General features: G+C 44.5%; 10 protein-coding genes and 1 pseudogene. 2 read left to right on the forward strand and 9 right to left on the reverse strand.

The features are described 5' to 3' along the window. Positions 1–55 precede the first annotated feature (55 nt). Positions 56–1363, forward strand: a complete 1308-nt coding sequence (locus tag SYN7509_RS0220150; protein ID WP_009631449.1) for a PQQ-dependent sugar dehydrogenase — start codon at positions 56–58, stop codon at positions 1361–1363. 51 nt (positions 1364–1414) lie between these two features. On the opposite strand, the gene gcvP is transcribed toward SYN7509_RS0220150, so the two are convergent. From gcvP to SYN7509_RS0220185, 7 genes and pseudogenes are all read right to left on the reverse strand, one after another. Beyond that, a complete protein-coding gene (gene gcvP, locus SYN7509_RS0220155) occupies positions 1415–4342 on the reverse strand; it encodes an aminomethyl-transferring glycine dehydrogenase (RefSeq protein ID WP_202807363.1) in 2928 nt (975 codons plus the stop codon). A 90-nt stretch (positions 4343–4432) separates the two neighbouring features. Further along, entirely contained in the window at positions 4433–4822 is a 390-nt protein-coding gene (gene gcvH, locus SYN7509_RS0220160) for a glycine cleavage system protein GcvH (RefSeq protein WP_009631451.1), read from the reverse strand. Positions 4823–5356: 534 nt separating this feature from the next. Continuing rightward, a complete protein-coding gene (gene mdh / locus SYN7509_RS0220165; RefSeq protein WP_009631452.1) occupies positions 5357–6331 on the reverse strand; it encodes a malate dehydrogenase in 975 nt (324 codons plus the stop codon). A gap of 18 nt (positions 6332–6349) precedes the next feature. Continuing rightward, positions 6350–6568 (reverse strand): NAD(P)H-quinone oxidoreductase subunit O, encoded by a 219-nt coding sequence (locus tag SYN7509_RS0220170; RefSeq protein ID WP_009631453.1) that lies wholly within the window; start codon positions 6566–6568, stop codon positions 6350–6352. Positions 6569–6650: 82 nt separating this feature from the next. After that, positions 6651–7490 carry a DNA-formamidopyrimidine glycosylase gene (locus SYN7509_RS0220175; protein ID WP_009631454.1) on the reverse strand — a complete coding sequence of 280 codons (840 nt, stop codon included), beginning with the start codon at positions 7488–7490 and terminating at the stop codon, positions 6651–6653. A gap of 177 nt (positions 7491–7667) precedes the next feature. After that, positions 7668–7877: pseudogene (locus SYN7509_RS31815) on the reverse strand (photosystem I reaction center subunit IV); the annotation flags it as partial. A 212-nt stretch (positions 7878–8089) separates the two neighbouring features. Beyond that, a complete protein-coding gene (locus SYN7509_RS0220185) occupies positions 8090–9445 on the reverse strand; it encodes an RNA-guided endonuclease InsQ/TnpB family protein (RefSeq protein ID WP_028954460.1) in 1356 nt (451 codons plus the stop codon). A 101-nt stretch (positions 9446–9546) separates the two neighbouring features. Here SYN7509_RS0220185 and SYN7509_RS0220190 point away from each other — a divergent pair, with 101 nt between their 5' ends. After that, positions 9547–10443 (forward strand): phosphodiester glycosidase family protein, encoded by an 897-nt coding sequence (locus SYN7509_RS0220190; RefSeq protein WP_009633664.1) that lies wholly within the window; start codon positions 9547–9549, stop codon positions 10441–10443. Here the strand turns inward: SYN7509_RS0220190 and cobW are convergent. Both cobW and SYN7509_RS0220205 read right to left on the reverse strand, forming a co-directional pair. Next, positions 10431–11492: a cobalamin biosynthesis protein CobW gene (gene cobW / locus SYN7509_RS0220195; protein WP_009633663.1), complete on the reverse strand. Its 1062-nt coding sequence runs from the start codon at positions 11490–11492 to the stop codon at positions 10431–10433. The genes SYN7509_RS0220190 and cobW overlap by 13 nt on opposite strands. 180 nt (positions 11493–11672) lie before the next feature. Continuing rightward, on the reverse strand, positions 11673–12389 hold the full coding sequence (locus SYN7509_RS0220205; RefSeq protein WP_009633662.1) for a biliverdin-producing heme oxygenase: 717 nt from the start codon (positions 12387–12389) through the stop codon (positions 11673–11675). Positions 12390–12512: the final 123 nt, after the last annotated feature.

The raw sequence follows: 12512 nt of genomic DNA on the forward strand, positions 1-12512 counted from the left end.
GCAACTTTTACTAGCTATTTATTAACGTAGAGATAGCTTAATTTAACTTACCAATATGAAACTAAGTTTACTGCTGTTACTCCTAATCCCCACCGCGATCGCTTGTAATTCTACGGGTGCGGTGGAAGAACCCGCACCAACCCAAATAGCTGCAAGTCCTAGCCAGCCTAAAAATACTATCCCAACTCAATCATTATCACCGGAGCCTATCCGTATAAACGTTGCAACTTTACCTAAACCCTTTGCCAGCAATAGCGCCTCCAACTCTGCTGAAGTTATCCCCATTCCCCAAAATCCCACTCTGCGCGTTCCCCAAGGCTTTACGGTTAATGTATTTGCCGAAAACCTCGATCGTCCCCGTTGGCTGGCTTTAACGCCTAGTGGTGAAGTATTAGTTACGGAAACAAGACAAAACCGGATTCGGCTATTAAGCGATACGAATAGCGATGGCGTTGCAGATACCAATAAAACTTTTGCCACTGCTCAAAATGGGGTAAATATTCCCTTTGGGATGACTTTTGCTGCTGGTTCTTTCTTTTTGGGCAATACCGACGCTGTATTGCGCTTTCCTTACAAGCAAGGACAACAACTTCTTAGCGGCAATGGGCAAAAAATTACTGACCTTCCCGGTGGCGGCTACAACCAACACTGGACGCGCAATGTAGTAGCTTCCCCCGATGGCAAAAAGTTGTACGTTTCTGTAGGTTCTAAGTCCAATGTAGAGGAGGAGTCTTTACCCCGTGCTTCGGTACAAGTAATGAACTTAGACGGTTCAAGTCGTCAAACTTTCGCTTCTGGTTTGCGCAATCCCATCGGTTTAGATTTTCATCCTCAGACAGGAGAGCTTTACACTACTGTCAACGAACGAGATGAAATTGGCGATGATTTAGTGCCAGATTACTTTACACGCTTGCAACCAGGGCAATTTTACGGCTGGCCTTACGCTTACCTAGCTCCCGACAATCTCGATCCTCGGCAAGTAGTTAATGGTAAAAGCAAGCGTCCAGATTTAGCCCGTAGTACCAAGACCCCAGATGTACTATTTCAGGCTCATTCCGCCGCTTTGGGGATGCAGTTTTACGATCGCACTACGTTTCCCCAAAAATACCGTAATGGAGCTTTTGCCGCCTTTCGCGGTTCTTGGAATCGCGATCGCCCTACAGGTTACAAAGTTGTATTTATTCCCTTCAATAACGGACGACCTCAAGGTTATTATGAAGACTTTTTAACCGGATTCTTGCTCGATTCCACTGAACCTACTACTTGGGGGCGACCAGTGGGGATACTTGTATTACCCGATGGTAGTTTATTGGTTACAGAAGAAGCCAACGGACGAATTTATCGCATCCAGTACCGAGCGTGAAGTACCCGCCTTTTCCTAAAGGCGGGTAAAATCTATTTCAACCAAAATATGTTAGCTGTCTAAATATGCTTCCATAGGTAAGCAAGAACAAACAAAATTGCGATCGCCAAAGGCATTATCTATCCGACTAACCGCCGTCCAAAACTTAGATTCTCGCGTCCAAGGTGCGGGATAAGCGGCGCTCTTGCGGCTATAAGAATGTTGCCATTCGTCAGCCATTAATACCTCTGCGGTGTGAGGGGCATTTTTCAAAACATTATCTTGCATATCTGCATTGCCTAGTTCAATTTCCCTAATTTCTTGACGAATTAAAGTCATTGCTGTGCAAAAACGATCCAATTCTGCCTTCGATTCGCTTTCTGTTGGCTCAACCATAATTGTTCCACCTACGGGCCAAGAAACTGTCGGCGCATGAAAGCCGTAATCCATTAAGCGTTTAGCAATATCATCTACTTCGATACTGGCGCTTTTTTTCAAACTCCGCAAGTCCAAAATGCACTCATGGGCTACAAGTCCAGCTTTGCCTTTATACAAGACGGGATAATGAGCTTGGAGTTGATGAGCGATATAGTTAGCATTAAGAATTGCGACTTTAGTTGCTTGGGTTAACCCCTCTGCGCCCATCATGGCGATGTACATCCACGAAATAGTCAAAATGCTGGCACTACCCCAAGGCGCTGCCGCTACAGCCCCAATCCCTTGTTTGCTCCCCATGGAGACTACAGAATGTTTGGGTAAAAATGGCACTAAATGAGCCATGACTCCAATTGGACCCATTCCCGGCCCGCCGCCACCGTGAGGGATACAAAAAGTTTTGTGCAAGTTCAAGTGACAAACATCTGCGCCAATGTCTCCCGGACGACATAAACCGACTTGGGCGTTCATATTTGCCCCATCCATGTACACTTGTCCGCCGTGACTGTGAACTATAGCGCAGATATCCTTAATTTCTTCCTCAAAAACGCCATGAGTTGAAGGATAAGTAACCATCAGCGCCGCAAGTTCTTTGCTATGCTTTTGGGCTTTGGCTTGCAAGTCGGCTAAGTCTACATTTCCTTGCTCGTCACAAGCAACGGGTACTACTTTCATGCCGCACATGACCGCACTAGCCGGGTTTGTCCCGTGGGCGGAAGTTGGAATTAAGCAAACATTTCGATGTCCTTCGCCGCGTTTTTCGTGGTACTGACGAATTACCAGTAAGCCTGTATATTCTCCTTGAGATCCGGCGTTTGGTTGCAGCGAGATTCCCGCAAAACCCGTGATTTCTCCAAGCCAGTCTTCCAGTTGAACAAATAATTCTTGATAGCCTTTTGTTTGACTTAAGGGTGCAAAGGGGTGAATGTTACCAAACTCTGCCCATGTTACGGGCATCATTTCCGCCGTTGCGTTTAACTTCATCGTACAAGAACCCAAAGGAATCATCGATGTCGTTAGCGATAAATCCTTAGATTGCAAGCGGTACAAGTAACGTAAAAGCTCGGTTTCACTTTTGTAGCTATTAAATACTGGATGAACTAGGTAACTGCTAGTACGCTTTAAAGTGGGTGGAGTTATTTTAACTTGACTTGCCAACTTCTCAATAGTAAATGGCAAATTATCCCCAGCAAAAATCTCTAACAGTTCTTCAACATCTTGTAAGCTAGTAGTTTCATCTAAAGAAATTCCTATAGATGTGGCATTTAAGTCCCGAAGATTAATTTTTCGGTTTTCGGCTGCTCGCAGGATGTCTGCATTGCTTGATGCGCCCAAATCTACCTTAACTGTGTCAAAAAACTCTGTACTACCTAGCTTATAACCTAGCTTCTGCAAGCCTGTAGCTAAAACTGCGGTCAAAAAGTGGATATCTTCAGCGATGGTTTTTAGTCCCTCTGCGCCATGATAAACCGCATACATTCCCGCCATTACTGCTAGCAAAACTTGGGCTGTACAAATGTTGCTAGTAGCTTTGTCGCGGCGAATATGTTGTTCCCTTGTTTGCAAGGCTAAACGCAGGGCTGTTTTGCCTTGTACGTCTTTAGAAACTCCGACAATTCGCCCCGGTACTTGCCGCTTATACTCCTCTTTGGTGGCAAAATATGCCGCATGAGGGCCGCCGTAACCAAGGGGAATACCAAAGCGCTGAGTGCTACCTACAGCTATATCTGCGCCGAATTCTCCGGGAGGCACGAGCAAAGTCAAACTTAATATATCCGCAGCTACCGTTACTAAAGCCCCTTGAGCGTGGGCTTTTTCTCCAAAGGCGCGGTAATCATAAATTGTCCCATCGGTGGCTGGATACTGGAGCAACACGCCAAAAACTTGCTGCTCAAAACTAAAATTCTCATGGTTGCCAACAATTACCTCAATTCCTAAAGGCTCGGCACGAGTTTGGATAACTTCAATAGTTTGGGGATGGCAACTATCGCTAACAAAAAATGTTTTGGATTTATTTTTGCTAATTCCATAGCTCATGGTCATCGCTTCCGCCGCCGCCGTTGCTTCGTCTAACAAGGAAGCATTGGCAATTTCTAACCCCGTCAAGTCGATAATTACTGTTTGAAAATTAAGCAGCGCTTCTAATCGTCCTTGAGCAATTTCTGGTTGATAAGGAGTATAAGCTGTGTACCAGCCAGGATTTTCTAAAATATTTCTTTGAATGACCGGCGGTGTAATACAGTTGTGGTAGCCCATGCCTATATAAGAGCGGAATACCTCGTTTTTGACGGCAATTGCCTTCAATTTGGCTAAAGCGGCTTGTTCGCTTAAAGCTACGGGTAAATTTAGCGGTTTATTTTGCCTGATGGACTGCGGAACAGTTTTATCTATCAAGTCCTCTAAGCTTGCTAGTCCTAATACTTCTAGCATTTGTTGGATTTGTGCTGTGTTCGAGCCAATATGCCGTTGCACAAATTCGGGCGAAGTCTTGATTATTTGCTGTTCGTCTATTGCTTGAGTACGAGAACTAACTACCACTAAACGGCTCTCCAGACTTAACTTTATACATATTCTGCAACATTTTTTTGCAAATAGGGACTAGATTATTAATAATTTTTAGTAAAGCTTTATACTTTTCTAGCCCCTAGTTTAAAGTTAGTGACCTTCTACTAAAGATCGATATTCCAAAGCCGTTAAAGCATCATCAGCTTCGCTAACGTCGTCAACGCGCAATTTGAGCAGCCAGCCTTCACCATAGGGATCTTCTGCTACTTGTTCAGGGGCTTCAATTACAGCCTCGTTGCGTTCGATTACCGTACCGCTAACGGCAGGGTATAAGTCTTCCACAGCTTTTACTGATTCTACCGAACCAAAGGTTTCGCCTTTGGTGACAAGTTCTCCCACATCGGGCAATTCTAAAAAGACAATATCGCCTAATTGGTCTACAGCAAAAGCACTAATGCCGAGAGTAGCAATATCGCCATCAAAGCGCACGTACTCGTGGGAGTCTAAATATTTCAGGTCTTCCGGGTATTCTAAAGCCATAATAAGGTTACTTTTTTGCTCTGAACTATTACTTTTTGAGCGATCGCCCTAGCTAAAAATAGCAATAACACGGCTCGAAAGGACAGATTTTAGCAATTTATCTATTTTTTTCGCGATCGCTATGTTGTGACCGGAAAAATGGGATACAAGCCCCGTCCTTCTAAAACGGCTTTATATTCTCCAATGTGCTATAATATACATAGTGATAAAAAGCTCCCTCTAGGCTCAAGACACGTTGAAACAGCTACGGTGAGAGCAGGCGTAGAGAAAAACCAACGGGCAATGGTAGTCAACATAAATCCATCCCAGAGGAAAAAGTAAAACTTCGCGCGTTTGTTGTTTGTTGTTTAATAGTCGCGGAAGGACATTTCGAGACTTAAAACGGACGTGGAGAGAGTGTAAGGCGAGGTTACTCGCTGTTCTTGTTGAAACGTCAACCCCATTGGGCGACCATCCCCTTGCTTTAAGTAAGGTCGTGGCGTGGTGAGGAATCCTCGTATCTTTAGATCGAGGAGGATGTCAATCCATCAAGAGTTAGGATTGTTGTAAAATTGCGATCGCCCGCTCGATATTTTGCCGCAATAATTCAGCGCAAGTATGCAGCGCCGCTAATTCGTTATCTGTAAGCTTGAGTTCCCAAATTTTAGCAATCCCACCGCAGCCTAAACTACAGGGAACACCGATAAAAATATCTTGCAATCCATACTCACCCTGTAAGTAAGCCGCTACAGGCAATAAACGCGACTGATTGAGTAGTATTGATTCCACCATCAAACACGTAGAAGCCGCCGGAGCAAAATAAGCGCTTCCTGTGTGCATTAATTCGACAATCTCTGCGCCGCCGTTACGAGTTCTAGTTATTAAGCGCTCAATAGTCGCCTCAGCCATTAATTCGGTAATTGGTACACCCGCAACGGTAGAGTAACGCGCTAAAGGCACCATTAAGTCGCCATGACTGCCCAAAACCATTGTTTGTACGTCCATCACCGCTACCCCCAATTCCAGCGCAATAAAAGCCTGAAACCTGGCAGAATCTAATACTCCCGCCATCCCCATAATGCGATCGCGTGGCAACTTTGTTGCTTGCCATGCGAGGTAGGTCATGACATCTAAGGGATTGGTAACAACGATCAAAACTGCATTGGGAGAATGAGCGATCGCCTTAGTTGCGGCCTCTACTACTATTTTGGCGTTAGTCTGCATCAATTGATCGCGGCTCATGCCGGGTTTACGCGCAAGTCCCGCCGTAATTACGACTATATCCGAGTCAATGGTATCTGTGTAGTTTGTTGTGCCGCTAATTTGGCGGTTGTGTAGGGAAATACCTTTTGCTTCCAATAGGTCTAGTGCTAACCCTTGGGGCATTCCCTCGACTACATCTAACAGCACAACATCGGCTAAATTTTTCTCCGCAATTTTTTGGGCTAAAGTGCTGCCAACTTTACCCGCACCAATGATAGTAACACGGGGAGAATTGCAGACTAGGGACGAGTTGACAGCAGCTTGCATATAAAAAAAGCGATCGCGCTAGGGGGTAAATTGTTCTAGTTGATCTACACGTAGCCAAATATTCGGTGTAGGGACTTGTCCAAACATTACTAAAGCGTATTCGCCTCTAACATCCAATACCTGACCTTTGGTTTCAAACAAATAAGGTGGAAAACGAATGTCACTTGCTTGTGCTTCTAAGCTATTTTCTAGCTTTTCTCGGACAGCACGGACTGAATCGCCTTTTTTGACTGCCATAACTTGCTCTAATACTTAATGCCTACTTAGGAATTTTAGACCGTTTACGCACCTAGTCAAGTAGAAATAACCACTTTCGCTCTCAGCTTTTTCCCTGACACTGAGGACAAAAGTGTGAAGATCGCCCAGCTAACTTAATTTTTTCAATCGGTGTACCACAAATTCGACAAGGTTTGCCTGTACGGTTGTAAACCCACGCTACACCGCCATAATTGCCGTTAATCCCTTCTACATTCAGAAAATCGCTAAAAGTAGTCCCACCTGCCGCAATACTGGCTTCTAGGACTTGAATAATGGCGGTTCTAAGTTCTGTTAATTGCTCAATTTGTAAGCAATTACTTAAAGTTGCCGGGAATATTTTGGCAATAAATAAAGCTTCATCGGCGTAAATATTCCCAATTCCAGCAATAATTGCTTGATCTAACAATGCCGATTTAATCGAACGACGGCTATTAATGAGTTTTGCGGCTAAATATTTGGGAGAAAACTCTGAACTAAAGGGATCTAAACCTAGTTTTGCAAGTCCTGTAATTACCGATGAAGTTGCTTGTCCTTTAGGAATCCACCACATTTGCCCAAAAGTCCGTTGATCGACAAAACGTAATTCGCGATCGCCTGCAAAAAATAATCTTACTCGCGTATGCTTGTGTAACGGTTCGCTGGGATGCAACCACAGCAACTGTCCTGTCATCCGCAAATGTACGCCCAAATGGCTAGAATTACTCAACTGTGCCAGCAAATATTTGCCCTGGCGTTGCCAATTAGAAATCGCATTTTTGGATAATCCCGCCAAAAACTCATGCTCAGAAAACGGGTAGGCGATCGTGCGACTGAGTAGCACATCGCCCCCCGTAATTTCTTGGTTTAGTGTAACTTTTTCTAAACCGCGCCGGACTGTTTCAACTTCAGGCAGTTCAGGCACAATTTACCGAGATTCCGTACCTTGGTTGGCATCGCCGACTACTACACCACTGCTATCGCCAGATTCGGGACTAGCAGCCGGGTTAGAAGCTTTTGGACTTGAAGGCGTACCTTGCCCTGTGGTGCGGGTGCGCTCGTCAAGGGTGGTTTGCTGACCGCCAGAGGCTGCCGTAGATGCTTTTTTGGCTTTTGCGGTGGGTTTGGCTACTTCCAATAGTTCGCTAGTGGCGAAGTTATTGGTGTTTACACCTGCATAGTTCAAGTTAGTAAAGCGGACAATCACCGGATAGCGAATGCCACTTTGGTCAATTGAAGCAACGGTTCCGACATCTTGAAACCAGTAAGATTCTGGTCTGAGAACCCGCACTTTAGAACCACGTTCTACCATGAGTATTTTCCCTTTAATTGATTAATCGCCCAGTGAATACGGCTAATTGTTCTCACTCTACAACAAGGGCTGCAACCTGCTGTGCTATTTGGTGTTTAAGTTTTGTTGCTGGTTTTAGGAGCATCGCTAAATTATTAGCTCGTTTTAATGTTTGACTAAAAAAGGGTTATTTGTGACATCTCCCCAGCCTGAAGGCGTGGGGCTTCTAAACTTCACAATTTAGATTTCCTAGTTTTTCCCTTGCGGGTTTTCGACTTTGACCTAGACTGATTCTCACCAGCCCCCGGCAAACCGTCTGCATAGGCGATTTCGATTCCCGTCTGTCCAACGGTACTAACCAATTCTATTCCTCTATTTCTAATTACAAGTCCACTAGCCACGTCCCTATCGGTTGTGAAACCACATTCAGGACAACTATGCACTCGAACACTCAAATCTTTTTTAACCGTTGCCCCACACTCAGGACACTCTTGAGAAGTCCCCCTAGCATTAACTACGCCAAAGAACTTATCTCGCTTCCAACAAACATACTTGACGATAGTTCGGAATGCTCCAAAACCCCCATCCAACATATGTTTGCCAAACATCCCTTTAGCCATGACCGTATAGTCCAGGTCTTCCATGAAGACCATATCACCAGCGTCGCAAAGAGCGTGAGCTTGCTTAAAGTGGAAGTCTTTGCGCGTGTTATCAATCTGGTGGTGAACAAGGGCAACTTTTATTCTGGCTTTCTCGTAGTTTTTCGACCGCTCTCTTGGAAAGCTGCGCGCGAGGAAACCCGCCCCACAGACTTTCCGCTTTTGTTTTCTACTCAGTCTACGTTGCAGCAATTTCAGCTTGCTTTGCAAACTTTTAAAAAACTTGGGCGGCTTTACCAAAACGCCATCACTCGTTGCCAGGAATTTTTCAAGCCCGATATCCACACCAATCGGATAGCCGTGTGGTATGGGGTCAGGAACGTTGACATCGCATTGCAAAGAGATAGAGGCGTACCATCTATCGGCTTTTTTGAGAATGCGAACTTGCTTAACAATGAAGCCATCAGGGATGGGTCGATGCAGGTTGACTTTTACTTGTCCCAACTTGGGCAGGAGCAGCGCAAAGTTTGTGGGAGGCTGTGCCTTCCGCGAACCTTTGCAAGACAAGTTAGTTCCTACTATCGGAGAGGTTTTGAATTGGGGAAAGAGCAAAGACTTGAATTGCCCATACTTTTTAAAACGCGAGAACCCATGTCCAAGTTTTTGAAATCCCTCCCAGCTTCTATGCAACTGCTTAATCGTCTGTTGCAAAACCTGACTCGGTACAAGGGCAAGGCGCGGGAACTCTTTTTTAGCTCCGGGCAACGCACTATGTTGGACTGCCTCGTTGGGGAAGGGGAGATCCGCCCCCAAGATGTACTCATGGTGGATAGAACACCTATCTACCAGACACTTCCTGCTATTGCACCAATCCTTAATCTGTCGCAATCCATAGTTGTAGGCGTTGCGGCAAATATCCATCCACTCAATCAACTCCTGTTGTTGGGCGGCTTGGGGATAGATGCGGAAGCGATAAGTGAGTGTGAGCATAGCTCTATTTTAACATATTTACTGGAGAATATAACTCCAATAAAATATAAAGCCGTCCTACAAGGACGGGGCTTTAGACCCATTTTTCCGGTAAATTTAGAATGATTCGTAGACGTAAAAACAAGCTTGGGCGAGTTTTATTAATAGTAGGAATAAGCTTTCTAGCCTTGCTAATACTAATTTACGGCGGTTTGTGTTTAAGTCGTCCGCCGCGTACCAACCTAGAGCAGCAATTGTTTCCTGGGGTTACTTATCAACGCCAAGCTCGTTCTACGCCCCGTCGAGTTATGCTGCATATTGTCACTGTTGATTTAACTACCCCAAACCTAAAGTTTTTAGTTACACCAGGAACTCCTAGGGCGGATGGGAGGGAAATTAACGCCCGGACTACTACAAGTTTTGTCCACGAGTTTGGGGTAAACCTGGCAGTTAATGGCAGCTTTTTTCTACCTTTTTACGATCGCACTCCTTGGAATTATTATCCGCACACAGGCGATCGCGTAGATGTATTAGGGCAAGCTATTTCTAATGGCAATATCTATTCTCCGAGTGACCCAATTTGGTCTGTACTGTGTATTGCTTCAGACAACTCAATCCACATCCAATCACAGAAGTGTAATGAAGATACTATTCAAGCTGTATCAGGTAATGGACGGCTTGTTAAAGACGGCATTCCTGTACCCCCAGACCCAAATGTACCTCACCCCAAGTTTATGCCCTGTACCGTCGTAGGCATTAACCAAGCAGGGGACAAGTTGATGATTATTGTTGTCGATGGTCGTCAGCCTTTTTACAGTGAAGGACTAAATTTAGCTCAGTTGACAGATATTTGTATAGAGTTGGGCATTTATACGGGTATAAACCTGGACGGTGGCGGATCTTCAACCTTGGTTATGGCAAAAAATGGGCAGCCAGTGGTACTAAATGCACCAATTCATACTCGTGTACCTATGCGTCAGCGTCCTGTTGCTAATCATTTGGGTATTTATTTTGAGTAACTTGGCGCGGGTATTGCGGCTAATTGGGACTCAATGGCTGCGGGGTTAAGTTTGCGTCCAATAAAAACTAGCCGTGTTTGCTGTAATTCATCTTGTTTCCAAGGGCGATCGTAAAATTGCTCAAATCGCGTCCCTACGCCCTGTAAAACTAGCCGCATAGACTTGTTTGGGACAGAGATAAACCCTTTGATGCGATAAATATCTTGCTCTTGGGCGAGTTGTTGCAACTGGGTTTGTAAGGTTATGGGGTTGAAGCTGCGATTTAAAATTACATGGGTTGACGTAATTTCATCATCGTGATCGTGATCTTCTTCGGTATCGTGATGGCTGGGACGGTTATCTAGGTTGTCTTCTACCGCCGCTTGTAAGCCTAAAAGGATCGATAAATCTAGCCCTTGGCGATCGCTCTTGACAACTTTTACACCTTTAGCTAATTCCGGCTTAATTAAATTTAGTACGGTTTCTTGAGTATCAGCATCAACTAAATCGGTTTTATTCAAAATCACTAAATCGGCACAAGCTAACTGATCCTCAAATAGCTCTTGTAAGGGCGTTTCGTGTTCTAGATTGGGATCGGCTTGTCTTTGGGTGTCTACAGCCTCTGGATCGCTGGCAAACGTCCCTTTAGCTACAGCTTCGCAATCAACTACTGTAATCACCGCGTCCACCGTTGCGGCGTTACGAATTTCTTGCCAGCGAAAGGCTTTAATTAAGGGCTTTGGTAAGGCTAAACCCGAAGTTTCAATCAAAATACAATCTAGTTTGTCTCGCCGCTTCAGCAATTCCAACATTGTCGGCAAAAATTCTTCTTGAACGGTGCAGCACAAACACCCGTTAGTTAATTCAACAATATTTGCTTTCTCGTCGGCATCATCGGGGCAAACTTGGCAAGAATTGAGAATGTCGCCATCAATGCCTAATTCGCCAAATTCGTTGACTAATACAGCAATTCGTAACCCTTGATTATTTTGTAGCAAGTGACGAATTAGCGTAGTTTTACCGCTACCTAGAAAGCCAGTGATTACAGTTACAGGAAGTTTTGCAGCCATCAGGAAATTAATACAGGTTGTAGTTATAGTATTTTAGATTGACTGGTGCGATGCTCTGCGAGCGCGCTGGCGCTATCGCGCGTTCAATCTCTATTAAAAAACTAGGGGCAGAATTAGTAATTTTTCCCAGCTTTTCACCAAAAAAAACTACCATTTCTGCCCCAAAAATCAACTTATTGCTTACTCGGCGGTTGCGAGTTCTGTGCTACCACGATTGCGGCGACGAGTTAGGCTATTAAACAACATTTGTCCAATAGACTTAATTAAGCTACCTTCCATTTCTTGAAATAGCTTCATATTCATGCCAAAAGCTGCGTTTGCTTCTTCAACAATGCGATTTGCTGTCGCGTCATCTATAGGTAACTCATCTAAAGCCTGTCTATAACCGACTTTAAACTGTTTTTCGTCGGGAATGTCTTTAAACTCGTAAAAAGCTGTACCTTCGCCTTCAGCTAGGTTCATCGCCCGGACAGCGATGTTTTTGAGGATTTGTCCCCCCGACAAGTCGCCAATGTAGCGAGTGTAGGAGTGAGCAATCAGCAATTCGGGAGCAGAGTTAGCAATTTCCCGAATCCGGTTTACATAAGCTTGACCTGCGGGAGAAAGTACAATTTGCGACTTCCAATCAGTACCATGATAAAAGTTCAAATCTTGCTCTAAACTGCGCTGACGGTTTAGCTGTTGGTAGTAAATTTTGCCTAGCAAAGGATGATCTTTGTGGCGTTCCATTTCTTCTTCCATCGCGCTGTAGATGAAATAGAAATTGCCGATTAGCTTGCGGTAGGAGTTTTTTTCTACTACCCCTTTTAAAAAGCACTTGACAAAACCCATGTTTTCTGCCATGCTGTGGGCTTTTTTAGTTCCTTCACGTAGTTTTGTTGCTAAATTGCTGCTCATGTAAATTTCCAGATTTTAAGGTTAAGTTTTGTGGAATAGATGGGAAAGTTAAAAGCCACTAAATCGTTACATTAAAACAAATTGATGAGAATTACTGTTAAAAATTCTAAAGCCAGCCCTAAC

This window comes from Synechocystis sp. PCC 7509, assembly GCF_000332075.2.
In the GTDB taxonomy this organism is placed as follows: domain Bacteria; phylum Cyanobacteriota; class Cyanobacteriia; order Cyanobacteriales; family Chroococcidiopsidaceae; genus Aliterella.

Bases quoted from the DNA above. Each gene is read 5' to 3' on its own strand.
- SYN7509_RS0220150 (WP_009631449.1), top strand. From the start codon at position 56: ATGAAACTAAGTTTACTGCTGTTACTCCTAATCCCCACCGCGATCGCT.
- gcvH (WP_009631451.1), bottom strand. From the start codon at position 4,822: ATGGCTTTAGAATACCCGGAAGACCTGAAATATTTAGACTCCCACGAG.
- mdh (WP_009631452.1), bottom strand. From the start codon at position 6,331: ATGCAAGCTGCTGTCAACTCGTCCCTAGTCTGCAATTCTCCCCGTGTT.
- SYN7509_RS0220170 (WP_009631453.1), bottom strand. From the start codon at position 6,568: ATGGCAGTCAAAAAAGGCGATTCAGTCCGTGCTGTCCGAGAAAAGCTA.
- SYN7509_RS0220185 (WP_028954460.1), bottom strand. From the start codon at position 9,445: ATGCTCACACTCACTTATCGCTTCCGCATCTATCCCCAAGCCGCCCAA.
- SYN7509_RS0220190 (WP_009633664.1), top strand. From the start codon at position 9,547: ATGATTCGTAGACGTAAAAACAAGCTTGGGCGAGTTTTATTAATAGTA.
- cobW (WP_009633663.1), bottom strand. From the start codon at position 11,492: ATGGCTGCAAAACTTCCTGTAACTGTAATCACTGGCTTTCTAGGTAGC.
- SYN7509_RS0220205 (WP_009633662.1), bottom strand. From the start codon at position 12,389: ATGAGCAGCAATTTAGCAACAAAACTACGTGAAGGAACTAAAAAAGCC.